The 26,192-nt window shown below is 54.4% G+C and carries 26 protein-coding genes and 1 riboswitch; of the genes, 24 read left to right on the top strand and 2 right to left on the bottom strand.

Annotated elements, in window-relative coordinates; translation table 11 throughout:
• Nucleotide 1: 1 nt before the first annotated feature.
• Nucleotides 2-1,189 carry an MFS transporter gene (locus EV294_RS07620; protein WP_132305502.1) on the bottom strand — a complete coding sequence of 396 codons (1,188 nt, stop codon included), beginning with the start codon at nucleotides 1,187-1,189 and terminating at the stop codon, nucleotides 2-4.
• A 149-nt stretch (nucleotides 1,190-1,338) separates the two neighbouring features.
• Between EV294_RS07620 and lepB the strand changes: the two genes are divergently transcribed.
• The 16 genes from lepB to EV294_RS07540 all read left to right on the top strand — a co-directional run bounded on the left by lepB (nucleotide 1,339) and on the right by EV294_RS07540 (nucleotide 15,304).
• Nucleotides 1,339-1,875 carry a signal peptidase I gene (lepB, locus tag EV294_RS07615; protein WP_243711597.1) on the top strand — a complete coding sequence of 179 codons (537 nt, stop codon included), beginning with the start codon at nucleotides 1,339-1,341 and terminating at the stop codon, nucleotides 1,873-1,875.
• Between the two features lie 17 nt (nucleotides 1,876-1,892).
• Nucleotides 1,893-2,723 (top strand): VanW family protein, encoded by an 831-nt coding sequence (locus EV294_RS07610; RefSeq protein WP_132305498.1) that lies wholly within the window; start codon nucleotides 1,893-1,895, stop codon nucleotides 2,721-2,723.
• Nucleotides 2,724-2,794: 71 nt separating this feature from the next.
• A complete protein-coding gene (locus tag EV294_RS07605) occupies nucleotides 2,795-3,121 on the top strand; it encodes a YqzG/YhdC family protein (protein WP_132305496.1) in 327 nt (108 codons plus the stop codon).
• A 143-nt stretch (nucleotides 3,122-3,264) separates the two neighbouring features.
• Nucleotides 3,265-3,576, top strand: coding sequence for a YbjQ family protein (locus EV294_RS07600; protein WP_132305494.1), 312 nt, complete (start codon nucleotides 3,265-3,267; stop codon nucleotides 3,574-3,576).
• 105 nt (nucleotides 3,577-3,681) lie between these two features.
• On the top strand, nucleotides 3,682-4,062 hold the full coding sequence (locus EV294_RS07595) for a DnaJ family domain-containing protein (RefSeq protein WP_132305492.1): 381 nt from the start codon (nucleotides 3,682-3,684) through the stop codon (nucleotides 4,060-4,062).
• Between the two features lies 1 nt (nucleotide 4,063).
• On the top strand, nucleotides 4,064-4,372 hold the full coding sequence (locus EV294_RS07590) for a rhodanese-like domain-containing protein (RefSeq protein WP_132305490.1): 309 nt from the start codon (nucleotides 4,064-4,066) through the stop codon (nucleotides 4,370-4,372).
• Between the two features lie 147 nt (nucleotides 4,373-4,519).
• Nucleotides 4,520-6,754 (top strand): heavy metal translocating P-type ATPase, encoded by a 2,235-nt coding sequence (locus EV294_RS07585; protein WP_132305488.1) that lies wholly within the window; start codon nucleotides 4,520-4,522, stop codon nucleotides 6,752-6,754.
• A 32-nt stretch (nucleotides 6,755-6,786) separates the two neighbouring features.
• A riboswitch (cobalamin riboswitch) is annotated at nucleotides 6,787-7,005 on the top strand.
• Between the two features lie 149 nt (nucleotides 7,006-7,154).
• The gene (locus tag EV294_RS07580) at nucleotides 7,155-8,159 is read left to right on the top strand and encodes an ABC transporter substrate-binding protein (protein WP_243711596.1); all 1,005 of its coding nucleotides are present in this window, start codon (nucleotides 7,155-7,157) and stop codon (nucleotides 8,157-8,159) included.
• A gap of 1 nt (nucleotide 8,160) precedes the next feature.
• Entirely contained in the window at nucleotides 8,161-9,195 is a 1,035-nt protein-coding gene (locus EV294_RS07575; protein ID WP_132305484.1) for a FecCD family ABC transporter permease, read from the top strand.
• On the top strand, nucleotides 9,195-10,001 hold the full coding sequence (locus tag EV294_RS07570; RefSeq protein ID WP_132305482.1) for a heme ABC transporter ATP-binding protein: 807 nt from the start codon (nucleotides 9,195-9,197) through the stop codon (nucleotides 9,999-10,001). The genes EV294_RS07575 and EV294_RS07570 overlap by 1 nt, the downstream gene beginning before the upstream one ends.
• Before the next feature lie 27 nt (nucleotides 10,002-10,028).
• Complete coding sequence (cobT, locus tag EV294_RS07565; protein ID WP_132305480.1) at nucleotides 10,029-11,093, top strand: nicotinate-nucleotide--dimethylbenzimidazole phosphoribosyltransferase; 1,065 nt, start codon at nucleotides 10,029-10,031, stop codon at nucleotides 11,091-11,093.
• Between the two features lie 10 nt (nucleotides 11,094-11,103).
• A complete protein-coding gene (cobU, locus tag EV294_RS07560; protein WP_132305478.1) occupies nucleotides 11,104-11,712 on the top strand; it encodes a bifunctional adenosylcobinamide kinase/adenosylcobinamide-phosphate guanylyltransferase in 609 nt (202 codons plus the stop codon).
• Nucleotides 11,709-12,689 carry an adenosylcobinamide-phosphate synthase CbiB gene (gene cbiB / locus EV294_RS07555; protein ID WP_132305476.1) on the top strand — a complete coding sequence of 327 codons (981 nt, stop codon included), beginning with the start codon at nucleotides 11,709-11,711 and terminating at the stop codon, nucleotides 12,687-12,689. The genes cobU and cbiB overlap by 4 nt, the downstream gene beginning before the upstream one ends.
• Nucleotides 12,671-13,483 (top strand): adenosylcobinamide-GDP ribazoletransferase, encoded by an 813-nt coding sequence (cobS, locus tag EV294_RS07550; protein WP_132305474.1) that lies wholly within the window; start codon nucleotides 12,671-12,673, stop codon nucleotides 13,481-13,483. The genes cbiB and cobS overlap by 19 nt, the downstream gene beginning before the upstream one ends.
• A 22-nt stretch (nucleotides 13,484-13,505) precedes the next feature.
• Nucleotides 13,506-14,597, top strand: a complete 1,092-nt coding sequence (gene cobD, locus EV294_RS07545; protein ID WP_132305472.1) for a threonine-phosphate decarboxylase CobD — start codon at nucleotides 13,506-13,508, stop codon at nucleotides 14,595-14,597.
• Nucleotides 14,594-15,304 (top strand): adenosylcobinamide amidohydrolase, encoded by a 711-nt coding sequence (locus EV294_RS07540; RefSeq protein ID WP_132305470.1) that lies wholly within the window; start codon nucleotides 14,594-14,596, stop codon nucleotides 15,302-15,304. The genes cobD and EV294_RS07540 overlap by 4 nt, the downstream gene beginning before the upstream one ends.
• Before the next feature lie 151 nt (nucleotides 15,305-15,455).
• Here the strand turns inward: EV294_RS07540 and gluQRS are convergent, their stop codons facing one another.
• Nucleotides 15,456-16,427, bottom strand: coding sequence for a tRNA glutamyl-Q(34) synthetase GluQRS (gluQRS, locus tag EV294_RS07535; RefSeq protein ID WP_207918116.1), 972 nt, complete (start codon nucleotides 16,425-16,427; stop codon nucleotides 15,456-15,458).
• Between the two features lie 125 nt (nucleotides 16,428-16,552).
• On the opposite strand from gluQRS, the gene corA reads away from it, so the two are divergent.
• From corA to EV294_RS07495, 8 genes are all read left to right on the top strand, one after another.
• The gene (gene corA, locus EV294_RS07530; RefSeq protein ID WP_132305466.1) at nucleotides 16,553-17,506 is read left to right on the top strand and encodes a magnesium/cobalt transporter CorA; all 954 of its coding nucleotides are present in this window, start codon (nucleotides 16,553-16,555) and stop codon (nucleotides 17,504-17,506) included.
• Between the two features lie 39 nt (nucleotides 17,507-17,545).
• Nucleotides 17,546-18,370, top strand: a complete 825-nt coding sequence (locus tag EV294_RS07525; RefSeq protein WP_132305464.1) for a hypothetical protein — start codon at nucleotides 17,546-17,548, stop codon at nucleotides 18,368-18,370.
• An 83-nt stretch (nucleotides 18,371-18,453) separates the two neighbouring features.
• Complete coding sequence (hrpB, locus tag EV294_RS07520; RefSeq protein WP_132305462.1) at nucleotides 18,454-20,946, top strand: ATP-dependent helicase HrpB; 2,493 nt, start codon at nucleotides 18,454-18,456, stop codon at nucleotides 20,944-20,946.
• Between the two features lie 25 nt (nucleotides 20,947-20,971).
• On the top strand, nucleotides 20,972-21,262 hold the full coding sequence (locus EV294_RS07515) for a DUF1294 domain-containing protein (protein ID WP_132305460.1): 291 nt from the start codon (nucleotides 20,972-20,974) through the stop codon (nucleotides 21,260-21,262).
• Between the two features lie 136 nt (nucleotides 21,263-21,398).
• The gene (locus EV294_RS07510; protein WP_132305458.1) at nucleotides 21,399-23,480 is read left to right on the top strand and encodes a HelD family protein; all 2,082 of its coding nucleotides are present in this window, start codon (nucleotides 21,399-21,401) and stop codon (nucleotides 23,478-23,480) included.
• Between the two features lie 174 nt (nucleotides 23,481-23,654).
• Nucleotides 23,655-24,395 carry a DsbA family protein gene (locus tag EV294_RS07505; RefSeq protein ID WP_243711595.1) on the top strand — a complete coding sequence of 247 codons (741 nt, stop codon included), beginning with the start codon at nucleotides 23,655-23,657 and terminating at the stop codon, nucleotides 24,393-24,395.
• A 5-nt stretch (nucleotides 24,396-24,400) separates the two neighbouring features.
• Nucleotides 24,401-24,850, top strand: coding sequence for a disulfide oxidoreductase (locus EV294_RS07500; RefSeq protein ID WP_132305456.1), 450 nt, complete (start codon nucleotides 24,401-24,403; stop codon nucleotides 24,848-24,850).
• Nucleotides 24,851-25,091: 241 nt separating this feature from the next.
• Nucleotides 25,092-26,186: a nitric oxide synthase oxygenase gene (locus tag EV294_RS07495; RefSeq protein ID WP_132305454.1), complete on the top strand. Its 1,095-nt coding sequence runs from the start codon at nucleotides 25,092-25,094 to the stop codon at nucleotides 26,184-26,186.
• Nucleotides 26,187-26,192: the final 6 nt, after the last annotated feature.

Here is a 26,192-nt window from a genome sequence, read left to right as displayed (position 1 = left end):
ATTAATTATTAATGGACTTAATTAAATTCCTGTCCGACCGGTAATAGACGAGACATAGCACGGCTGCGATGAGACCAAACATCCCGCCCAGCGCGAATCCGCTGTTTAACCCCCAGCCTTCGTTCAGCCAGCCCGCAAGGAATGGACCCGCGAACATGCCCGCCGCGTAGACCGCCTGGTACAGTCCCATGGCGGTAGCCCGGCCGGGAGGGTCCACGTCGCGGATCGCAAGCCCAAGCAGCAGAGGGATATGCAAGCCTTGCGCAAATCCGTTAACCATCTGCGTAATCATAAGAACCCAGATGGAATGCGCATAGCAGATCGAGCCGGTGCAGATGGCGCTTAGAATAAAGCCGGTGCCGACCGTCGTCCAATTCCCGAAGCGCGGCGCGAACCACCTGGCCGTAAACATGGAAGCGAGGGCGTGCGGCGCCATAAAAGCGAATACGAGAAGCGTAAGCTCGAGTCCGCTGCCGCCCATGTCCTCCGCTTTTAACGGCGTAAATCCGAACATCGTAATGAATAGCACGCAATGCGCGAGCAAAGAGAGCAGGGCGACCCGCAGCAGCAGCTTTGTCCGGATTACGCTTTGAATCTTAGAGAACGATATTCCGCTCCGCTCATGAAGCGGTTTGGCCGGCTCGTGAATGACGAGCGCCAGCAAAAGGCCAATTCCTCCAATTATCGCCCCAAGCACAAAAGGAGCATCCGCTCCAAATCCTTCGGACATCCAGCCGCTTAACAGCATCCCGATCATTTGGCCCGATACGGTCATCACGCTTATGTTTCCCATCGCCTTCGTGGCGTCTTCAGCCGCAAAATAATTCGCGTACATTACCGTAAACGCGACCCAGGTCGATGCGCATAATCCCGCCATCGCGCGGCCCGCAAGCGGCCATAGCCAGCTACCCGGTATGATAAACAGAAGACAGCTGACACCGGCGGCCAGCATGCCGAGCAGGATAAAAGGCTTTCTTTTTCCGTAACGGTCCGACAGCATCCCGAGCGGAAAACGGATTAACAGCTGAACGAAGCCATAACTGCCAAGCACAATTCCGATTAAATCAAGCGAAAGCCCTCTCGAGCTTAAGTAAGGCGACAACGTCGGCACGTATGTATACATCGCAATCCAGAACATTAACGTTACCGTCATAAAAAGTAGTCGCTGCGATCGTGTTGATGGTTCCATTCTGGTTACCTCCCTCATATAAATCTACTTTATAAGACATGCCACGCACCTGTCACGGTATTTTTAGTCCGCGGGTAACTTTAGTCCGGGCAAAATCGTTAGAGGCGATGGCGATGTTGAAATCCTGTTTCTTCAAGGGGTGCAAGGGAATGGATGATCGACTAACCGGGAAGAGCAACGTACCGCGCGAGCTGAGAGAGTGGCTGTTTTCGATTGCGGCCGCAATCATGATCGCATTGCTGTTCCAAAACTATGTTTACGCGCAGGCGAAGGTACATAACATTTCGATGCAAAAAACGCTTGCGGAAGGCCAGCGCCTGATCGAAGACAAATGGTCTTACCGTTTCACCCCCCCGGAACGCGGAGATATCGTCATCATCCATGGACCGGAAAGCCCCTTGCGTTTAGTCAAAAGAGTAATAGGCGTGCCTGGCGATATCATTGACGTCCGGGACGGATTGGTTGTCTTGAACGGACAGCCGTTATCGGAGTCCTATTCGGTAGGGAGTACGATGCCGGGCAGGATGCTATTGCCCTATACGATTGCCCCGAAGGAGCTTTTCGTTCTTGGCGACAACCGCGAGCATAGCGTGGACAGCCGGACAATCGGGCCGATTGCCTTCTCCAGCATTGAAGGAAAGGCCGTGTGCCGGATATGGCCGCTGAACAAATTTGGACTTCTGTAAAGGAGAGAAAAGGGAAGTTGGATAACCTGATGCAGCATAGGCCGGTCAAACGTTCGTTCCTGCGCCTGCAGGCCGGTAAATGGTGGTTTACGAATAAAAGGCGGATAAAATGGCTGTTTAGCGCAAGCAAGCCGGCCCGGATCCGTAAGGAGCTGTCTTTGCCGTATGTGGTTTTTACCCATGCGACTCCTCTCATGAGGCAGCTCCGAAATGCGGACATGCGGCTGCAGATCAATAAGGTAATCAATTTGCGGCTGGCGGCAGAGAGATTGAACGGCATTGTATTGATGCCGGGCGAAACCTTCTCCTTTTGGCGGACCATAGGCAAACCGACAAGAAGGAAGGGTTATGTGGACGGCATGATTTTGTTTTACGACGGATATAAGCCGGGAGTAGGCGGCGGATTATGCCAAATGTCCAATCTCATCTATTGGATGACGCTGCATACTCCGCTCCAGGTGACGGAACGGCATCGGCACGGCTATGATGTCTTCCCGGACGCCGGGCGGACGCAGCCGTTCGGGAGCGGTGCGACCTGCGCGTACAATGATTTGGATCTACGGATCCATAACCCGACGAAGCAGCCTTTTCAGCTGATTGTGGGCCTTACGGAAGGTAAGCTGGTTGGCGAATGGCGATCATCCCTGCCGGTGAACTGCCGGTACGAAGTCGTGGAAAAGGATCATCGGATCGAGCTGAAGCCGTGTGGCGGTTACGTCAGAAGCAACTCGATCTACCGCAGGACATACGCGCTCGATGAAGGAGAGCTGCTGGACGAAGAATTCGTTGCCGGCAATGAAGCGGTCATGTTGTATGCCCCTATGCTTGAGCCGGTTGAAACGGAATAGCATGTATGCCCGCTTCCCTCAACAGCCACAATAAAGGGAGTACCCAAAAATGTGGTTAGCGAGGTGGCCTTATGTCAATCCAAAAATGCAGACCTTTGATCTATATGCTGATTGTCGCCGTATTTGCGTTTGCGGTGCCTTCAGCCGCGCATGCGGAGCCTTCATATGCCAAATACGGCAGGATCGCGATGCAGGAGACGGCAAATAAATATCCGGATGCGGATATTATCGATTACAAGTACGAGGGACATTTTTCGGCGAGCGGATCGAGGGCGGAGGAACGGTTTAAGCTATGGCTTAGGGGCGGCGGATCCGAATTTGGCGTGCGCGTCCATGTCATTGTAGCAACCGACTCCGGTCAAGTTAGAGATATTCGGATCGAGGAGCTGAGGGGTTGAGGAGCGGAAGCCCGCTAATCGTATTCTTAGGCTCAGTCGTTAGCAGCTGCTGATTTTTCTTAGTACTAAATGAAACGTTTTGGAGTCGGCAACGTATTCCTTCATATCATCGGCTTTATTATTATCGGGAGGGGTCATATTTTATGTTAGTAACAACAACTGCAGCGATTGAAGGACATCCGATTATCGAATATACGGGCATTGTGACCGGCGAAGCGATTATGGGCGCCAACGTTGTCCGCGACTTTTTCGCATCGATCACGGATATTGTAGGCGGACGTTCCGGTGCTTACGAAAGCAAGCTGAAGGAAGCAAGGGATGTTGCGTTTGAGGAAATGAAAAACCAGGCTTTCCGCATGGGAGCAAACGCGATTGTCGGCATCGATATCGACTATGAGGTTGTGCGCGACGGTATGCTGATGGTGGCTGTCAGCGGCACGGCCGTGCGCATCTAAATTGAAGGCTGAATAAGAAGCTTCTCATTGCCGGGAGGCTTCTTTTTCGTTACAATGCTTAAAGAAAGCGATGGATAACGGGCCATGACAGGAGGCGGAGCAAGCATGGATTTTATGTCCTCGCTAGTGGAGCAGCGGATCAAGGAATCGATGGAGAAAGGCGAGTTTGACAACCTGAGCGGGAAAGGCAAGCCGCTCGAGCTGGAGGATAACTCCCATGTGCCAGAGGAGCTCCGGGTTGCCTACAAGCTTCTGAGCAACGCCGGAATGATTCCGGAAGAGATGGTTGTGAGGAAGGAAATCGTCAGCCTCCGCGATATGATTCGCCTATGCCGGAATCCGGATGAAAAAGACGTTCTCCAAAAGAAGCTGACGGAGAAAGAACTGAGGTTCAAAATGCTCATGGAAGCACGCGGACTTCGGCAATCGCCGGTTTTTCAGCAATATGAAACAAAGATTCTGAAGAAATACGAAGGAGTGGAATGAAGTGTATCCCGAAATTACGCCAGCCGAAGTAGAAGAGCGCCTGAAAAACGGCGAGAAGCTGAATCTGATTGACGTGCGTGAAGATGACGAGTGGGAAGCGGGACATATCGCGGAAGCGGTCAACGTTCCGCTCTCGCAATTCGGCGAACGTTACGAAGAGCTGCCGAAGGATCAGGCCCTGATCATGGTTTGCCGAAGCGGCGGACGCAGCGGAAGAGCCTGCGATTTCCTTCATGCCCAAGGCTACAACGTAACCAACATGACCGGCGGCATGCTGGCCTGGAACGGCGAAGTCGAATACGGCAAATAAAACAAAGCGTGCTTGTCAGGGCGGCAATTGGCCTTTCGCAAGCACGCTTTTTTAATTCTACAACCCCCATTCGAGTCATATAGATTAACGCAGGAGCTTGTTCGATTGCGGCGGGAGAATGGACAAGCGGAAGGCGGGTGAGGCTGTATGGACGAGAAGGGGATTACGATCGATTTATCCGTGCAAGGGATGAGCTGCACCGCTTGCGCGGCCAGAATAGAGAAGAATGTCGGAAAAATGCCAGGCGTTGAAGCCGTAGCGGTCAGCTATTCGGCGCGCACGGCCTGGGTGCAATATAAGCCGGGAATCATTGAACCGTCAGCCATTATGGAGCAGATTGGCAAGCTGGGCTTTAAAGCCGATCTGCCAGAAAACGCCAAGGAGGGCTTCGAGAAGGAACGAAGCCGGCTGAGGCTCAGGCTGATTATTTCCTTGATTCTTACGGCGCCTCTGCTCTCGGCGATGGTGCAGCATCTGGCTCCTTTTGCGCGGATCGAGCTGCCCGAGCTTATGACCAATCCGTGGCTTCAGCTCGTCCTGGCGACCATTATCCAATTCGGCATAGGTCTGCCGTTCTATATCGGGGCCTATCACGCCATCCGGTCGCGGGCGACAAATATGGATGTACTGGTGGCAACCGGTACCTCGGCCGCTTATTTGTACAGTCATTTTCTCGTATTTAACGCAGATCGAACCGCTTTGTATGCCCATGAGGTCCCTTTGTATTTCGAGACGTCCGCCGTGGTCATAACGGCCGTGCTGCTAGGCAAATTTATTGAAGCATCGGTTACCTCGCGCGCGCAGCAGGATGCCTCGGGATACAGGAAGCTGCAGAACACGGTTGTGAAGGTGGAGCGGGCCGGCGTTGAAATGGAGATCAAGACGGAGTTTGTCCGTCAGAACGATTACGTGCTTGTGCCCTCCGGACAAATTATTCCTGTTGACGGCGTCATTGCGAACGGGGAATCGGAAGTCAATGAATCCTTGCTGACGGGCGAGAGCGTTCCGCTAGCCAAGCGCCCCGGCGACCAGGTATGGGCGGGAACGCGGAATGAAAGCGGCAGCCTGCGCATCCGAACAACCGCTGCGGGGCATGCCACCATGCTGAGCCGGATTGTTGATCTGGTCAGGCAGGCACAGCGGTCGAAGTCGTTAATTCAGAGACAGGTCGACACGGTTTCAGCCTGGTTTGTTCCGGCGATGCTTCTTCTTTCGTTAGGCACTTTCGTTATTTGGGTTGCGGCTGTGGATCCGGGCAATTGGACGACGGCCTTCCGCTGTGCGGTTGCGGTTGTGCTGGCGGCTTGTCCTTGCGCTCTCGGACTCGCAACTCCGATTTCTCTGGTCGTAGCCTCGGGCCGGCTGGCCAAAAGAGGGATTGTGGTGAAGGAAGCGGGAGCCCTTGAACGGCTGGCGCAGCTTAATATGCTCGTGCTCGATAAAACGGGAACGTTAACGGAAGGTAAGCCGAAGATCGGAAGCATGCATGTCACGCAAGGAAGCAGGCAGGGGCTCTTGAGGCTGGCGGCCGCCGTCGAAGCCCAATCGACTCATCCGCTTGCCGTCGCCATCCGGGTGGAGGCCGTGCAGACCGGACTGGTTCCTCCTGCGGCGACCGGCTTTTCTTATACGACGGGCAAAGGGGTAGAAGCAGTCGTAGAGCAGAGGAGAATCGGAATCGGCAATGCCGGGTTTGCGGCACTCAAAAATTGGGGCTTCGGCAGTCCGACTGTGCAAAGATTCGCGGAAGAACGACAGAAGCTAGGGGAAACGGTGCTGTACGTAGCGGATAATAACCGGGTAATTGGAGCCATTTCCTTTATCGACGCCGTAAAGGCTTTCGCCAAACCGGCCGTAAAGCAGCTCCGTAAAGCCGGAGTAACCGTGGTTCTGGCAACGGGAGATCATCCCGCTCCGGCTCTAAGCGCAGCCCATACGGCGGGGATCGATCCTTCGAAGGTTTATGCCAATATGCTGCCCGAAGATAAATTGGAGCTGGTTGACCGTTTGAAGGAGCAGGATTACAAGGTCGGCATGGCCGGTGACGGCTGGAATGATGCCCCGGCACTAGCCGCGGCGGATGTAGGATTCGCAATGGGAGACGGTACGGACGCGGCATTAACCGCCGGCCATATTACGCTGCTCCAGCCTCGAATGACCGCTATTCCGGAGGCTTTGCTGGTCAGCCGTCTAACGGTACGCAACGTCCGCCAGAATCTGACGTTCGCTTTTATCTATAACGCGCTTATCATTCCGTTCGCCGCATGCGGCATGCTTCAGCCATGGATGGCCGGTACCGCAATGGCCTTCAGCTCGGTATCGGTGGTGGGCAACGCCATCCGGCTTGGGGCCAGATTAAGAAGAGCCGCTGGACAATTCTAGAATATGGGTGGTATAGTTACGTTGGTCGAAAACGAATAAATCATGGAACAGGTGCTGCATCAGCCGCAAGGCTGTTGCAAGCTTAATAGGGAAGTCCGGTTCAAATCCGGCACGGACCCGCCACTGTAAGAAGCGGTCTAAGCAATTGCTGAAAGACCCGTGTGCCAGCTTACGTCACTGAATGAAAAATTCGGGAAGACGCTGGCCCTAGTGCTTCAAGTCAGGAGACCTGCCTGTTCGCATAACGCTGTACCTACGCGGAATTAGGGAAGTGTTGGAATGAAGGAACCCGTCTTTCTTTGCGCGCATGCAAAGAGGACTTCCGGCATTTCCGGCACCTTTGCCGGGAATGCCTTTTTTTGTTTTCGATTCAAGATCATTGAAGGGGTGCTTGGAAAGAATGGTTGAGAGAAACAAAAGATTGTCGAAAGTAATGCTGGCGGCGTTGATCGCCGCAATTATGGTCTTTATGGCGGCATGCGGCGCTAATAACGCGAACACGAACGCCAATAAGGGGAATGCAAACGCATCGGCGTCGCCGGTTCAAAGCGAGCAGCCTGCCGAAAGTCCGGCAGCGGCCGCAGAGACGGTATATCCATTTAAAGTTACGGATGCTACGGGAACGGAATTGACGTTTGAGAAAGCTCCAACGAAGGTCGTATCGCTTGCGCCAAGCGAGACGGAGGTTGTTTATGCGGTTGGCGCGGGCGAAGAAGTAGCCGGCGTTGACAGCTACAGCAATTATCCGGAAGAAGCGGCCTCCAAGCCTAAAGTAGGCGACATGACAACCAACATCGAAGCAGTCGCGGCACTGAATCCCGATCTCGTTGTGGCTTCTTCTTCGATGAACGCCGACGCTGTCGAGCAGCTTCGCAAGCTGAACATTGCGGTTCTTGCGACGGATCCCAAAACTTATGATGAAACAATTGCCAAAATCGAGACAATCGGTAAAATTATGAATAAGAACAAGGAAGCGGCTCAGGTTGCGTCGCATATGCGCGATGTGAAGCAGCAGGTGACGGATGCCGTGAAGGATGCTCCGAAGAAGCTGGTTTACCTGGAATTCTCGCCAGGCTGGACGGTTGGTTCCGGCACGTTCCTGGATGAATTGCTGACGATTGCGGGCGGTACGAATGTAGGCGCTTCGCAAGCAGGCTGGTACGAGGTTAGCGCGGAAGAAGTCGTGAAGCAAAACCCTGAAATTATCCTTTATCCTGATCTGGGAGAGGATCCGAATCCAATCGTGACCGGCATTAACAGCCGTCCGGGCTGGGATGCGATTGATGCGGTGAAGAACAAGCAGATGTTCGAGGTTGGCAATGACGAGACTTCGCGCGTAGGTCCGCGTCTTGCGGATGCTCTGCTGCAGATTGCCAAAGCTCTTCACCCGGATCTTGTGAAGTAAGATGAAAAGAAAACTAGCGGTCTATGGAGGAGCAGCTTTGCTCCTTCTTGCTGTTTCTATCGTTCTAAGTTTGTCGATTGGATCCTCCATGCTGCCGTTTTCCGACGTATGGGGAATTCTCTGGCATCAGCTTCCTTGGACGGATGACGCAGGCAGTCGCTGGAGTGCCGGAGAGATTGCGATTGTGACGCAGGTTCGGCTGTCCCGCGTGCTGCTGGGCGTGCTTGTTGGCGCCTGTCTTGGGCTTGCCGGGGCCGGCTTTCAAGGCGTGCTCCGCAATCCGCTTGCCGATCCTTATACGTTAGGGGTATCATCAGGCAGCTCGGTAGGGGCGGCTTTTCTTATTTTGTTCGGTTATCAGGCGGTGCTGGGCGAGTGGACCATTCCGGTTGTCGCTTTTATCACGGGAACGGTTACGCTGCTTGGCGTTTTCTTCCTGGCGCGCAGCAGAGGCGTCATGCAGATTGAGACGTTGATCCTCTCTGGCGTCATCATTCAATCCTTCTTAGGCGCGTTCGTATCGTTTATGGTATCGATGTCCGACGATGTCATTAATCAGATTTTGTTCTGGCTTATGGGATCGCTGGCGATGAAAAACTGGGCGGACGTTTATATCGTGCTTCCATGTCTTGCGATCGGGCTGCCGCTTCTGATTGCTTACGGACAAGCGCTGAACCTGTTTGTGCTTGGCGAGCGGCATGCGGCGCATCTGGGAATCCGGGTTGAGCGGACAAAACTGATCGTCCTGATCGGCTCGACGCTGCTTACAGCGGCGGCGGTATCGGTCAGCGGCGTTATCGGCTTCGTGGGCTTGGTAGTGCCGCATCTCATCCGGTTAATGGTAGGGCCCGATTACCGGCTTCTTATTCCTCTCTCGGCCATAGGCGGTGGAATATTCGTGTTATGGTCCGACACCCTTGCGAGAGTTGCCCTTGCACCCAAGGAAATTCCGCTAGGCGTCGTAACCGCTTTGCTAGGCGCGCCGTTCTTCGCGTATCTGCTGTACCGGCGCAAAAAAGGACAGGAGGGCTTCTAATGATCTCGGTTCAACAAGCGAGCAAGAAAGTGAACGGCCGTTCCGTGCTGGAGAACCTCTCGTTCGAGCTGGAGCCGGGCCGGATTCACGGCATCATCGGGCCAAACGGGGTAGGAAAGTCAACGCTCCTGCAGCTGTTGTCCGGTGTGTCGAAGCCCACTCAAGGCGAGGTCAGCTTAGCCGGCGTCAACCTGTCGAATTATTCCCGCAAAGCGCTTGCAAGACGTCTGGCAGTGTTGCAGCAAGGCGGGCTCCCGCCTGCGGGCTTTACCGTCCGCCAAGTCGTTGAGATGGGACGGTTTCCTTATCAGAATTGGTTCGGCGACGAGCGGGAGGATCATTCGGCTTTGATTGATTTTGCCCTTGAGACTATGGGTCTTACAGCGTTGTCGAGCCGATCGCTTGATCAGCTTAGCGGCGGGGAGCGTCAAAGGGTCGCTCTGGCGAAGGTAATCGTGCAGGAGCCGGAGGTTATTTTGCTGGATGAGCCAACGACTTATCTGGATATCGGTTATCAAGTGCAGCTGCTGGATACCGTGCGGCAGTGGCAGAAGGAACGCAGCTTGACCGTTGTGGCGGTTCTGCATGATCTGAATCTGGCTTCTCTGTACTGCGACCGGATACTCGTCTTGCATAAAGGCGGGATTGCGGCATTGGGAGCTCCTTCGGAGGTGCTCAGCGCGGATCTGATCCGGGAGGTTTATCAGACGGAAGCATCGATCGTGAAGCATCCGTTAACCGGTACGCCGCAAATTTTGCTGCAGCCGAAGTTGCAGGAAGCTGACCTATTAATTAAAGTGACCTAGAGTTATAGATGGAGAGGAGAAAACGTTATGGCAAATGAACTAGCGGCCAAGCTGAAACGGGTTATCGAACGAATCAGGCCTATCCAGGAGCAAGCTGTCCTTGAAGCCAAGGCGCATTCCGATCAGCTGACAAAGCCAACCAGCAGTCTCGGGAAGCTTGAAGAGATCGCTTTTCGCTTAGCCGGGATTTCAGGAGGCCTATGGCCGGATTTGTCCCGCAAAGCGGTAGTCGTCATGGCTGGAGACCACGGCGTGTGCGAGGAAGGAGTCAGCGCTTATCCGCAGGAAGTGACGCCGCAAATGGTTCTTAATTTCTTAAACGGCGGCGCTGCGGTTAACGTACTGGCGCGGCAGGCGGGAGCCGATGTCTATTGCGTGGATATTGGCGTTAATGCCGAGCTCGAGCATCCGGGACTGATCAGCCGCAAGGTGGTTCGCGGGACGGCCAATATGGCAAAGCAGCCTGCGATGAGCTGGGAAGAAGCGCTTCAAGCCGTTATGGCCGGCGTACAGGTAGCGGAGGAATTAGCGGGGAAAGGTTACCGGCTGTTCGCAACGGGAGAGATGGGCATTGGCAATACGACCCCAAGCGCGGCTCTGACAACCGTATGGACGGGATTATCGCCCGAATTGTCCGTTGGCCGTGGAACAGGCATTAACGATGAAAGCTGGCGGCATAAAATCGAAGTCGTGAAACGCGCTATAGCCGTTAATAAGCCTGACGCTTCTGACCCGCTTGACGTTCTCGCCAAGGTTGGCGGTGCTGAGATTGCGGGATTGGCCGGATTTATCATCGGAGCGGCGGCCAACGGCTGTCCGGTTGTCGTTGACGGTTATATTTCCTCGGTTGCCGCGCTTGCTGCCGTACGGCTGGCGGAACAGGCGAAGCCTTATTTGTTCGCCTCCCATTTATCCCAGGAGCAAGGGCATGCGGTTGTGCTGGAGACGATGGGGCTGTCTCCGATGATTCAGCTTGACATGCGGCTTGGAGAGGGGACTGGCGCCGTACTATGCTTCCATTTCGTTGACGCCGCCTTAAAGCTGATGCAGGAAATGGCGACCTTCTCAAGCGCCGGAGTTTCCAGGGAGTAGGTGGGCGAGGATGGCAATGTTGGTAACCGGCGGAGCGAGAAGCGGCAAAAGCTCCTTCGCCGAGAAGCTTGCGGCCCGGCTTGGGGAACAAGGGGTGTATCTCGCAACCAGCCGGATTTGGGATGGGGAGATGGCGGAACGGATCGCTTTGCACCAACAGAATCGGGAACAGGACATCTTTCGTTGGACAACCATTGAGGAGCCGATGGAGCTTCCGGCCAGGCTGAGGCAACTGGCGAAGGAAGCCTATGAGCTGGAGTTAATGGAAGGTAAGCCTCCGGTGGTTTTGATTGATTGTTTGACGTTATGGCTGACGAATGTGCTAATGGAAGCGGAGGAACGGGAAAGATCCGATTCGGCGGAGAGCAGCCGGGATTGGCTGAGTGAAAAGCTTCATGAACTGGCCGCTGCCGTTCAGGAATATCATTATCCGCTTATCCTCGTGACCAATGAGGTAGGAGACGGAATTGTACCGGCTTATCCGCTGGGAAGAAGATTCCGCGATGAAGCCGGACGGCTGAATCAACGGATGGCTGCGCTGTCGGAAAAAGTTTTTCTCGTGACGGCGGGAATTCCGGTCGAATTGAAAGCCTTGGCATTTCGGTGGGAGAGCTTATGATTTTTTATTCTTTGCAGGAAACGCTGCTGCTTGCGGCGGCTGCGATCGTTATAGACTGGATTATCGGCGATCCGAAGTGGCCGACCCATCCCGTTATCTGGATCGGTCGGCTTATTCGCGTACTCGAGAAGCGTCTTCGCGGGAAGGAAGAAGGTCGGGACGCCGCGCGGGTTAAGGGAACCGGCATTATTTTGACGATCGTTACCTTGTCCGCATCCTTCGGCATCATGTGGGCAGTGACGGCCGCGGCAGCCTGGATCCATCCGTGGCTTGGTTATGCGGTAAGCGCCTGGTTCATCTCCACTACGATTGCGGTAAAGGGATTGAAGGATGCGGCAATGCTTGTCTATCGACCGCTTGCTGCCGGCAATTTGGAGGATGCGCGCAAATTCGTCGGATACATTGTTGGGCGCGATACCGCGAACCTGACGCCTCCCGAAGCTTCCCGGGCAGCTGTGGAGACGGTAGCGGAAAATACGGTGGATGCGTTTGTATCGCCTATTCTGTTCGCCATCCTCGGCGGTGCGCCGCTTGCCATGCTCTATAGGGCAACAAATACGCTGGATTCCATGGTTGGTTACCGTAATGATAATTATGTAAACTTCGGGTGGTGTTCCGCCCGAACGGATGATGCGCTCAATTATATTCCGGCACGCCTTACCGGACTGCTGCTTACGCTAGCCGCGTTTCTGAACGGGGGAATGTCGGCTGCCCGTTCCTGGGCTTCGGTTCGCCGGTTCGCCCGTTATCATCCGAGTCCCAACAGCGGTATTCCGGAATCCGCCGTGGCCGGAGCTCTTGGCATTGAGCTTGGCGGACTTAATTATTATTTCGGACAGCCAAGCGAGCGGGCCAGGATGGGATGGCCGATTAGAGCCATGGAGCCTTTCGATATCGTCCGCTCCGTCCGGCTTTTGTATACCGTTAGTATTCTTATGATGGCTGGAGTGTTGGGGTTATGGTTATTGCTTCGTTAAAACGCCATGCGTTGGCTGCCGCTGCGGCCCTGCAGTTTCTTACGCGGATTCCCGTACCGGTAACGGTTCCGTTTGAACCGGTGACTCTGGCAAGGACGGTTATTTATTTCCCTGCGGCTGGCTTTCTTCTTGGAGCGATATTGGCAGGAGGGTTTGCTTTGCTGGAGCAGTTCACGCCCGCTATGCCGGCTGCCGTATTGCTGCTGGCTATTTGGACGGCGCTAAGCGGAGGCTTGCACCTCGACGGATGGATGGATACGGCAGACGGCGTGCTCAGCCACAGGTCCCGGGAGCGGATGCTGGAGATTATGAAGGACAGCCGCGTAGGGGCTATGGGCGTCATTGCGGCAGTGCTGCTTCTTCTCTTTAAATTTTCCTTGCTGGCGGAATGGTTTGGCCAGCAGGATAGCAGCCGCGCATTATCCCTTCTAGCGATCATTCCGGTCTGGAGCAGATGGTGGATGGGAGCCGCCATCGCGGGCTGGCCGAATGCCCGGCAGGGCGAAGGAATCGGGGCTTTATTCCATTTGGCTTCGGGACGGCAGGTTGCCGCAGGCTTTATTGCAGCTGTCGTCTTAACGGCGCTCAGCTTAATTCTAAGCGGATTGCCTTGGCAGGAAACATTTCTGCTGCTTGCCGGCTGCATTTTATTAACGATACTTACCGGAACGTTATTCGCCGTATGGCTTAGCCGCAAGCTTGGCGGTTTGACGGGGGATACCTACGGTGCGCTTAATGAAGCCGTTGAAGCCGTATTATTATTTGCAAGCGTATTGGCCATTCACGTCATTTAGCGATGGGAAGAGGGGAATATCCATGCTTGAACGCTACGGACATGGGGGAGATTTACGGACGGCGGAAGAAACCTTCGGCTTCCCGGCCCGGCAATTTATTGATTTCAGCTCGAATATGAATCCTTTGGGCCCGCCGGAAGGTGTGAAACGCGCCTTGGTGCGTTACGCGGAGCAGATTGACCGTTATCCGGATCCGGCCGTTCGCGAACTTCGGACCAAGCTGGCGAAGCTTCACCGCGTAGACGAGCAGTCCATTCTGATCGGAAACGGCGCCGCCGAGCTGATCGACTTGGTCGTGAGGGCCCTTCGTCCGGCCGTAACGGCATTAGCTTATCCTTGCTTTACGGAATACGGTGACGCCGTGATGAAGACCGCCGGATCGATATCGCCGGTCATGTTATCCGCGGGCAATGATTTTACATTGACTCCACCGATGGTCGAGGATATGGAAGCAACCTTTTATATGCTTGGATCGCCTAACAATCCAACCGGCCAACTGGTGGATCCTAAGCTGATCATGAAGCTGGTATACGGCGGCGCGACGGTTGTGGTTGACGAAGCGTTTATGGACTTTGTGCCGGAGGAAGAGAAATATACGCTTCTGAGGGAAGCGGCGTCGCATGAACGGTTGTTCGTCATCCGGTCGATGACCAAATTTTATGCCGTACCGGGCATTCGACTAGGCTATATGGTTGGATCCCCTCATAAAATCGCCGAACTTCGCAGGCTTCAAGTGCCCTGGAGCGTGAATTCCTTGGCTCAGCAGATTGGAGAAGCGGTGCTGGATGAGGCGGAATACGCAGCGCGAACGATGAATTGGCTGCAGGAGGAGCGGCCATGGCTGATCGGCAGGCTTGAAGCCCTTGGTTTCCGGGTTATCCCCGGGAAGGTGAATTACTTGCTTGTTCGGCTGCCCGATATTCCGGGATTAACGGCCGCGGGTCTGCAGCATGAAATGGGACGAATGGGAATTCTCATCCGGGATGCCTCGCATTTTATCGGTCTGGATGAATCCTATTGCCGCTTCGCGGTAAAGCTCCGCCATCAGAACGAATGGCTGCTTGAGGCGCTCGAGCGCTCTTTGTCCAAGTTCCGGGAGGCGGCCGCCCGATGAGCCAGCCATTCAGGCAAGGTCGGCATTACTGTTCGGAATTGTGGAATGGGCTAAGCATCACGTATCGGGACGAGCGATTGGAAATGCGCTGTCCCGGGAAGTTAAGGACGTTAAGTAACGCGATTCATACCGGAGGCTTGGCCGAGGCGGATGTTATCGTTAACTGGAAGGTACCTCTGCATTATAGCGGTACCGATCCTGCCCGTGATGCTGCTGCTCAATTGAAGCAGTGGGGCTATGAGCCGGACCGTACGATTGGCCTTCTGACCGCGGCAAAGCTGACGCATGCATCCGTAGCCGAATTCGAAGGCGATCGCTTCAAGCTGCTCTGCTTGACGACGGCCGGTACCCGGAACGCAGCCAGAGCCGGCTTGCCTCGGGAGACGTTCTCCGCGTATTCGGCGGGTACCATTAATACGGTGCTGCTTGTGGATGGTCGGATGACCGATTCCGCCATGACAAACGCGATCATTACTTACGCCGAAGCGAAAGCTGCAGCTCTTGCCGATCTGCAGCTCATGGATCCGGAGACGAACCGGATTGCGACCGGTACAACGACGGATGCCGTGGTGGTTGGGGTTAGCGGCAATCCTGCCTGCCATGCCGTTCATGCTTATGCGGGAGCGGCCACAACCATAGGCAATGCGATAGGCCGCCTTGTGTACGAGACGGTGCATGAAGCCTGCCGGACACAACACGAGAGCTGATTCCGCCAGTCACGTCATGCGTGAAGGGCGGGAACCGGCTCTTTTTTCATTACGCGTCTTCCTCCTTAACCGCATGAAACGACAAAAGAGCGGGCTTCCGCCTTTCGCATCAGACGAAAAAGAACGGGAACCGGCTCTCTTGTTGGCCGCTTCATTCGTTGAACAGCTGCTTCATTAAGGCTTCGCGGATCGTAATCGGTCCCTTGGGAACCCGGTTCAGATCGAAGTGCCGGATAAGCTCGGCTGCGGCAACCGGCTCGAATCTGTCCGTTTGCCCGGCCAGAAAGGCAAGCCAGCCTATAATGCGCTCAGGTCCAACGCCTGCCGCCTTTAGACCGGCAATCGAAGTATCGCCATGCCGTTTGGCCAGCCGTTTACCGTCTTCTCCCATTAGCAGCGGCACATGGGCGAACCGGGGAGCGGGAAGGTCAAGCGCTTCGTACAGGAGCAGCTGGCGCGGGGTGGAATCCATAAGATCCGCTCCGCGGAGGACATCGGTCATACGCATGGCAGCGTCATCAATGACGACGGCCAGCTGGTAACTGATAATGCCGTCCGCGCGGCGGACCACAAAATCGCCTCCGATCCCGGGCGGGAAGCGTAAAGTCCCTGCAATCCCGTCTTCGTAAGTTATCGCCCGTTCCTCGTCCACTTTAAAACGCAGGGAAGGTGTCTTGACTTCTCCCCGTTCCCGCCGCTGCTCATGCGTCAGATGCCGGCATGTTCCGGCATAAGCCGGACCTTCCGAGGATAACCCGTGCGGAGCGCTCGCGACCGCAAGCAGCTCCGCACGACTGCAGAAGCAGGGATAAAGCCTGCCGCTTGCAAGCAGTTTGTCCATTGCCTCCTCGTAGAAGGAAATCCGCTCGCTTTGCGTGTACGGGGAATAAGGTCCGCCGACATCGGGGCCTTCATCCCAATCAAGACCAAGCCAACGAAGATCGATTAACGCCTGTAGAGCCAGCTCGGGGCGGCATCTCGGCCCGTCGATGTCTTCCAGCCGCAGCACGAATTGACCGTTTCGGCTGCGGACCTGCAGCCAGGCGAGCAGCGCCGCCCAGGCATTGCCTACATGCATCAGACCGGACGGAGTAGGAGCGAAACGTCCGCGTATATTCGACATATCGATCGACTCTCCTTTATTGACACCGATGATAGCATGACTATTTTGAACGGCGCAACTTTTTTACAGATTGGCTGTAACACGTTAGAATAAGAGAATCGGTTATCACGTTGGAGGATTCGGCTATGATTCGGATAAAAGGGTATACGAAAGAAAAAACTTGGGTGAACAACATCCCGTTGGAGGATCTCAAAAAGCTTGATCTTGACTGGTATTGGGTCGATTTCAGCGAGCCGGAGGCCTCGGAGACAAAGCTCCTCGATACATACTTTCATTTTCACCCGCTTGCCATTGAGGACTGCTGTCATTTGCTGCAGCGTCCCAAGCTGGACCACTATGACGATACGCATTTCTTCGTCCTGCATTCGGTTAACCCGCGCAGCCTGGACGTGGAGGAGGTCAACTTATTTATCGGCCCCCGGTTTATCGTGACCTATCACGTTAAAAACTCGGAAGAAATAAACGAAGCATGGGCCAAAATTCAATCTGCCTCCAAGCTTGGGAACGACGGCTTTCTGTTTGCGGCTTACATGGTGATCGACCAGCTGGTCGATCAGTATTTCCCTGCCGTTCAGGAGCTGGAGGAGCAGGTGTTGGATATGGAGATCGGCAGCGGAAGCGAGAGCACCAATCAAATGACGATGGACGAAATCTTCAACATTCGCTCGCGGCTGCTTCGCCTCCGCAAGACGATATTGCCTATGCGTGATTTGCTCTACCGCACGCTGAATACGGAACGGATTGAAGGATTAAAGGGGTATCTGGCGTTCTATCACGATGTCTACGATCATCTGCTTAAGCTGTCGGAGATGACCGACGCCTCGCGAGAGATGACCGCGGATTTGCGCGACAGCTTTATGTCCTACAATTCGAATCGGATGAATTCGATTATGAAGACGTTAACGGTAATTACAACGATTTTTATGCCTCTGACGTTTCTGGCCGGAATATACGGGATGAACTTCGAGAATATGCCGGAGCTTAGCTGGCATTGGGGATATTTTGGCCTAATCGGCTTTATGGTCATGCTTGGCGTTGCCATGTACATCTGGTTCCGCAGAAAAGGCTGGTTTGATTAGAAGAACAAGAAGATCGATTCTATAGAATTGGGGTTTTTCATGGAAAATCCATCTGTTACGGTTCTTGATAAGAAGAGAAAGCTGCAAATTGCCGGCATAATGGCGGGCATCTTTCTTGTGTTGGGACTGCTGTTTGCCGTGATGATCTATGCCATGCAGGTGAAAAGCGAAGGGCCGAAGCGGGATGCAAATGCCCCGTCTGCTTATCGGTATGAGGAGCTTGAAGCGACAAACGGGATGAAGCTTCACGTGCTGGAGACAAGACCGTCGAATGTTACGTTAGCATCCGTTCAAACCAACGTCTCTTTAACGCCTTATTACGGGGTTAATGGCGGATTCTTCTTTGAGAACTCCCTGCTGAGCATCGCCGTGGTAGACGGAATGCCGGTCAATGGGTCGCTGGACGATTACGGATCGGGTGCGGAAAATGTCAAATATGCCCGCGGAACCTTGGTTTGGGATGGAGCTTCGGACAAGCTGAGCGTGCAGGTAGTGCGCGAAGCAGCCGATTTGAAGGTAATGGACCACACCAGGTTTTGGGCGCAGGGCGGCATCAGCATGAGTCTCGGACGGGATCGGAGCTGGCTTGAGCAGATCGAGACGGAGCAAGCGCCTTACCCTGACGATGCTCGTTTGCGTTCGGCGGCTGTCTATGACCGTGAGGGTATGCTCTATTTGGTTGTTAGCAGTTCCCAAGGGTCGCTGCAGGCTTTTCGCGATGCGATAGTAGAAAAGGTAGGCGGAGGCATGCTGGAGGATGGAATCTTTCTAGACGGGGACGGCTCGTCCCAGCTGCGGTCAGCGGAAAAAATACTGACCGGAGATAACCGGCCGGTTGTTCAAATGATGAGGATAGTCAAATAATTCACGGTATTAATTATATTTTTAATGGCATTAAACAATAGATATTTAACGAGGTTAAATGAATGAGAAGGAATGTATAACCTATGAAGCAACTGCCTATTGATGCCGTATTGCCGGAGCTGCTGCAGGCCTTGAGGGACGGAACAAGCGCGGTGCTTGTCGCGGAGCCCGGAGCCGGCAAAACGACCCGCGTACCACTGGCTCTCCTTCATGAGACATGGCTGGACGGGCGAAAAATCGTCATGCTGGAGCCGCGCCGGCTCGCCGCGCGATCCGCTGCCAAATATATGGCTTCCTCATTGGGGGAGCAAGTCGGAGAGACTGTCGGCTACCGGGTAAGACTGGATACGAAAGTAAGCGCCAAAACGAGAATTGAAGTGGTTACCGAGGGCGTTCTGACTCGCATGCTTCAAGAGGATCAGGCGCTTGAAGAGGTTGGGGCGGTTCTGTTCGACGAATTCCATGAACGCCATCTGCACGGTGATCTTGGACTGGCGTTAGCGCTGCAATCCCAATCGCTGCTGCGGGAAAATCTTCGCCTAATCGTCATGTCGGCTACGCTGGATGCGGAGCCTGTCGCAAAGCTTCTTGGCGGAGCACCTGTGATCCAAAGCCGCGGACGCGCCTTTCCTGTGGAGACGGTCTACCGGAGCGCAAAAGTTGAGGGCAGGATAGAACCGCATGTTGCCTCTGCTATTGCGGATGCTATCCGAAATGATGAAGGGGACGTCCTCGTCTTCCTGCCCGGCGTTGGAGAGATCAGGCGGACCGCAGGCCTTCTTGCGCAATCCGGCCATGCTTCATCCGTCCGAATCGCCGAACTTCACGGCAACCTTCCGCTGGAGGCGCAGGATGCGGCTGTTGCTCCCTGCAAACCGGGGGAGCGCAAGGTTGTATTATCGACCTCCATCGCGGAATCCAGCTTAACCGTCGAAGGAATTCGTATCGTTGTGGACTGCGGTCTGATGAGGGTTCCGAGGTTTTCTCCCCGCACCGGTATGACACGTCTGGAAACGGTGCCTGTCTCGCAAGCCTCGGCCGACCAACGCCGAGGCCGGGCGGGACGGCTTGCGCCTGGCGTCTGCTACCGGCTCTGGACGGAGCAGGAGCATGCCTATTTACCGCAGCATAATACACCTGAGCTGCTGGAAGCGGATTTGGCGCCGCTTGCGTTAGAGTTGTCTGTATGGGGGGCCGCCGAACCCGGCGAGCTGATGTGGCTGGATGCCCCTCCGCAGGCGGCCTACCGTCAGGCGCTTGAGCTCTTGAAGCTGCTCCAGGCTATTGATGCGGATGGCCGCATAACGAGCCGGGGAACGCGAATGGCCAAGCTTGGCCTTCACCCAAGGCTGGGGTTTATGCTTCTTAAGGCCGCGGAGTTGAATTTATTAAAGGAAGCATGCGAGCTGGCCGGTTTGCTAAGCGAGCGCGATTTGTTGCCTCAAGAGCGGAATGTCGATGTAGCGTTACGGCTTGACGCCTTGCATGGAGCAGGCGGCAGACCGATGGCTGACCGAGGTGCCGTGCAGCGGATTAAGGCGCAAGCAAAGCAATGGCAGCAGATGGTGGCGGATAAGGAACATGATCATAAAGGCAAACGGGATTGGAAGGGAACTTCCTATGCGGGTCTGTTGATCGCTTTGGCTTACCCGGACCGGATCGCCCAGAAACGGCCGGATGGCCGTTATTTGCTGGCGAATGGCCGGGGCGCCGTGCTGCCGGAGCTTCAGCCATTGTCGCGGTCGGCCTTTTTGGCTGCGGCAGAGCTTGACGATGCGGGCAGCGAAAGCCGCATACGCCTGGCAGCAGAGCTTGAATTGGATATGCTGGAGCAAGCGGCCGGCGAGCAGTTCCAAGCGGAAGACAGCGTAGAGTGGGACTCAGGAGCGCAAGCCGTGCGCGCGCGAAGACGCGTCCGGTTAGGCGCGATTATATTAAAGGAAGCGCCTATTCAGCAGCCATCGCCGGAGCAGATTGCGGCAGCGCTTGCCGACGGTATTGCTGGCGCTGGTCTTGGACTGCTCCCGATGTCGAAGGCTGCTTGGCAGCTGCAGGCAAGGATGCGGCTTATGGCGCATCATAACAGCGGTTGGCCGGATGTGTCCGAGGAGGCACTGCGTGCCACGGTTCGCGATTGGCTGCTGCCGCATCTGTACGGCATGAAGAGCAAGTCGGATTTGCAGCGGCTTAACATGGTGCAGCTGCTGGAAGGAATGCTGTCATGGGGACAGCGGCAGGAGCTTGACGAACAGGTGCCTACGCATATGACGGTGCCCAGCGGTTCGCGTATTCCGATAGATTACAGCGATCCGGAAGCGCCGTTTATTGCCGTTAGGCTCCAAGAGCTGTTCGGGCTGCGGGAGACGCCGCGCCTCGCGGGCGGAAAGCTGCCATTGACGCTTCATCTTTTATCGCCCTCCCAAAGGCCGGTGCAGGTGACCAGAGATCTAAGAAGCTTCTGGAACGAGGCCTATTTCGAAGTCAAGAAAGACCTGAAGGGACGGTATCCGAAGCATTATTGGCCGGATGATCCGTACGCGGCGCAGCCGACGAACCGGGTGAGACCGCGCACGTAATCGGCAACAAGAAGGGGATGCGAGTATGGAACTGTTGATTATTTATTTGCTTGTCATTAATATGATCGCGTTCGCGATGATGGGAATGGACAAAAGCTACGCTAGACACAAGAAGCGGCGCATTCCTGAAAAACGACTGTTTGGAGTGAGCGCAATCGGCGGAGCGTTAGGCGCCTGGATCGGCATGCAGGTATGGCGGCACAAGACGAAGCATACCTCGTTCCGGGTTGGAATCCCTTTACTGTTCCTCCTTAATCTTGTCGTGATTTATTATTTGTCGGGTCTGATCGGGATGAATTTCAATTACATTGCTTAAGGCAATTGTCCTGTGGTATATTGGTTATCCGTTTTTGGCAAACCACTATATTACTCTAGTCTATGCTTACGGGTTAAGAAGCACAGCAGTTGACTGAAGTCTACTGTGCAGTCATTCTTTTTAGGAGGTAACTGACATGACCACGGTTCAAAGTGCCTATCAAGAAGAGCAAGAGAGGCTGGCTCGGTCGCTGGACGATATCAAGAGTCAGCTGGCAGGCATAGGTCCCCGTTATACGGGCGATGATTTTACGGAGCAGATGCTCGATCTGCAGCGCGAGGAGCGCAAACAGCGTCTGGAGGTTGCCTTCCGCGAGCCTTACTTCGGACGGATCGATTTCGAAGAGCTGCCGGATGGCGAGAAGAAGCCGCTGTATATCGGGAAGGCAGGCGTGGCGAAGCAAGGCAGCAACGAGCTGCTTGTTATCGATTGGCGCGCGCCGGTAGCCAGCTTGTTCTATTCTTTTACGGGCGGCGAGGATGCGGCTACATATACGGCGCCTGAAGGCGATATCGAAGGCTATGTGCATCTGAAACGAAATTTTATGGTGCGGCAGGGTGAGCTTGTCCGCATGGTGGACAGTTACGTGCGCGGGAAAGAAGAAGAGTCCGTTACGGACGAATTCCTCTTATACCGCTTAGGCGAGAACAAAGACAATAAATTGCGGGATATCGTATCGACGATCCAGCATGAACAGGACCGGATTATCCGTTCCGAACGGAGTAAAGCGCTGTTCATTCAAGGAGTAGCGGGCAGTGGCAAGACGACGGTGGCCCTTCACAGGCTTGCTTTCCTTCTCTATCAATACGCGGACCGTGTGAAAGCGGAACGGATGATCATTTTCGCTCCCAACCGGATGTTCCTGGATTACATTTCGGGCGTTCTGCCCGAGCTTGGCGTCGGCGATATTTTGCAGACGACGTTTGCGGACTGGTCGCTTGAGCTGTTAGGGCACGAGGTGAAGCTGAGAAGCGCGTCGGATGCCTTGGCATACTGGTTCGAGCAGCATCGTTCGGCGGCAGAGATGGCTAATGCGCCGGGCCGGATTAAAGGCTCGCTCGCGTTCAAGGAAGCAATCGATTCCCGTATTGAAGAGCTGGCGCAGCGGATCGTTCCGGTTATCCCGTTTGAACCGCTGCCGGGTCTGCTGCTTACGCCCGATCAGATGAAAGAATGGTACGAGACGGATTACGGTGACGAGACTTTGATGCAAAAGCGCGAACGGCTCGTAAACCGCATCCGCCGCTGGTACGAATCGGAGCTTAAGCTTCGCAGGATCGTGGATAAGAAGCTGCGCGCCAAAGCGCAGGCCAAGCTTTCTGCTTTTGCGAAAAAGATCCCTTCCTACACGGCACCTCAGCTCTATTCTGCTTTATTCCAGGGCAAGCAAGCCGTCCCCGTCATCCCGAAAAATATCGCGGCAGCTACCGCCGCTGCATTGAAGGATGGCCTGGTTGAAGCGGAGGATTTGGCGCCTCTTGTTTACATTCATTTGCGGCTGTACGGATTAAAGATCCCGGCTTACGATCATATCGTTATCGACGAAGCGCAGGATTACTCGCCATTCCAGCTGGAAGCTCTGAAGCTTTGCCAACGAACGCCGTCCATGACGGTTCTTGGCGACCTTCAGCAAGGCATTCATGCTTATGCGGGAATTAACAGCTGGACGGAGCTGATCCAGCTCTTTAACGACGAGCAGACCGGCTTCTTCGAGCTGAACCGCAGCTATCGTTCGACCATGGAAATCATCGAATTCGCGAACCGGATCCTAGGCGCGATGGGCGGCGGCGTTAAGCCGGCCGTACCGGTGTTCCGGAGCGGCGATCCGGTTGAGGTTGTGCAGGTGGACCAAGCGGCATGGCACAAACAGATTGCGCAGTCGATCCGTGAATGGCAGGCTTCCGGCCAATTCCAGACGATTTCGGTTATCGGCCGTACCGCGGAGCAATGCGCCGAGCTGCATGATTATCTGGTTCGGGAAGGGCTTGAAGCATCGCTTGTACAGAGCAAGCAGCCGGAGTATGGAGGCGGGCTATCGGTCGTTCCCGTCTACCTGTCGAAGGGGCTGGAGTTCGACGCGGTGCTGATTGCAGACGCCGGGGCGGATATATATACGGAAGATGACGCCAAGCTTCTTTATGTAGGCTGCACGCGTGCGCTTCATAAGCTGAAGCTGCTCCATCGTGAATCATTAACGACATTAATCAATGAAGAATAGCGTTCAAATATGACAGTATTTCGTCATGTCACAGCTAGTTATTGACATTAAAGCCCGTTGTAACTACACTGGTCACAAGTACGGGCATATCAACAGCGCCAGGGCACCGGAAATTGTGCCTGGCGCTGGATATGCCAAGGATATTATTCGAATGCCGGGGAGGAATGGACAAGTTTGGGCACTCAAGCAAAAGCAAAGGCCAAGCAGCAGCGGCCGAGGCAAGGCACTTACAAGCAGCCGGTAAAGAAGCAATCGAACAAGTCGCTAATTGTATTGACGCTGGCGATCGTAGCCGTAATCGTAGTTATCATTTTAGGTATTAACCATCAATCGAAGCAGCAGGCCGATCTGGCAAACAAGGTATACGATATCGATTATACCGGTATGCCGGTTAAAGGTAATGCGGAAGCTCCTGTCAAAATTGTTGAGTTCGGCGATTACAAATGCCCGATTTGCCAGTATTTCGCGCAAAACGTAGAACCGCAGCTGGAGAAGGACTTTATCGATACGGGTAAAGCAGCTTTGTATTTCGCGAACTATACCTTTATCGGTCCTGACTCAACGACTGCGGCATTGGCTGCCGAGGCTGTGCAGCAGCAAGCGGGCGACGAAGCGTTCTGGACGTATTACAAAACGATCTATGATAATCAGAAGGACGAGAAGACCAAATGGGCAACCTCGGACTACCTTGTCCAGCTCGCGAAGGATGCGAAGCTTACGCTTGATTTCGACAAGCTGAAGAAGGACATCGACGACAAAACGTATCAAAGCGAAGTGAACAAGGACAATGCAAAAGTAGGCCCGCTTAATGTAACGGGTACGCCAACGCTCTTTATTAACGGCGTCCAATATGCCGGCAACCTTGATTACGCGAGTATCAAAGCGGCAATCGACGAAGCTGTGAATAAGGGGTAGGGAACTTGACAACGACAACCGAATCCGAAATCTATGAAAGCTGGTTTCAGCGATATGGTTTATATTTGGCTTGGCTTGTCGCTTTGGTTGCTACCGGCGGATCCTTGTATTTCAGCGAAATTCGCGGGTTTATTCCATGCGATCTGTGCTGGTACCAGCGAATCTTCATGTATCCGCAGGTCCTTCTGCTCGGGATTGCGGCTTACCGCGGCGACCGTCGCATCATCGGCTATGTCCTGCCGCTTAGCATTATCGGAATGCTGATCTCGATCTACCATAACTTCGAAATTTGGTTTCCGAAGGTGGGCGATATGATGCCTTGCCGCTCAGGAATTCCATGCAACTACGATTATCTGAACTGGCTTGGTTTCATCACCATCCCGCTGATGGCGCTGACCGCATTTATTTTAATTACCGTTCTTCTGGTGCTTGGCCGTCAGAAAAACGAACAATGAGAGATTTGAATCGCCTGTTTCCGAGTGGGCCGGAGAAGCTTGCATAAGCTTCCTCCTGCCGCATGGGAGAAGGCGATTTTCTTTTGCCGTACGCTGTCCGGAAGCCAATTGTGACAACCCGGTTAAATGAATCCGTGAACAATAAGTGAACGCGCCGTTTTTGACAACTCGCAAGGTGGCATGGGCCTTCAAAATGCGTTATCGTAAGAAGAAAGTTGCTGGATAGAGAGCAGGTGCGGGCATGATTGCCACAGAATTGTATAAAGAGGCGGAGCAGTTTATCGCCAATTGTTATAGCGAGCTGGGCAAGACGGAAATGGAGGCATCGGAGCGTCTGAAGGAAATCGGGCAGTCGATTGAGAATAAGGGCTATTACGTGCATACGTTAGAGGAGCTTCGGCATGGAGCAAGGATGGCCTGGAGGAACAGCAACCGCTGCATAGGCCGGCTATTCTGGCAATCGCTTGAGGTCATCGACGCGCGTTCTTTACAGGACGCCGATCAAATCGCGGCACAGATATTTAATCACATTAAGTATGCGACGAACGAAGGGCGGGTCCGTCCAGCCATTACGGTATTCGCGCCGCAATTCGGGGACAGGCGGATCCGGATCTGGAACCATCAGCTTGTGCGGTATGCAGGTTACGAAACGGATAGCGGAATTTTGGGGGATCCGGCCTCCTTGGATTTTACCAAAGCATGCGCGGCCCTAGGCTGGAAAGGGGCGGGGACGGCATTTGACGTGCTGCCGCTTGTTGTACAGGTGAATAACGATCCTCCATGCTGGTACGAGCTCCCGGAGGGGCTAGTGAAGGAAGTGCCATTGACTCATCCCGAAATCGAACGGTTTGAGGAGCTGGCGCTGCAATGGTACGCGGTGCCTTTTATTTCGGATATGAAGCTGGAGATCGGCGGTTTGATATATACGGCCGCGCCGTTCAACGGCTGGTATATGGGGACGGAGATCGGAGCACGCAATCTGGCGGACTTCAACCGATACAATAAGCTGCCCGAGGTTGCCCGGATAATGGGGCTTGATACGTCGACTAATACATCGTTGTGGAAGGACCGTGCGCTCGTCGAGCTGAATGTCGCGGTCATTCACTCATACAAGAAACATGGCGTGAGCATTGTGGACCATCATACCGCCTCGGAGCAGTTCATGCGGTTCGCCCAGCAGGAGAAAAATAACGAAAGGCTGCTAACCGGCAGGTGGTCCTGGCTCATCCCGCCAATGTCGCCTTCGACAACTCCGGTATGGCATCGCGGATTTGACAATACGGAGCTGAAGCCGGCATACGGCTATCAGAAGGCTCCCTATATTCGGAATGATTAATAAGCC

This window comes from Paenibacillus sp. BK033 (assembly GCF_004345425.1).
Classification (GTDB): Bacteria; Bacillota; Bacilli; order Paenibacillales; family Paenibacillaceae; genus Pristimantibacillus.
The sequence above is the reverse complement of the archived record's forward strand: the minus strand, read 5'-3'. Positions and strand labels throughout refer to the sequence as shown.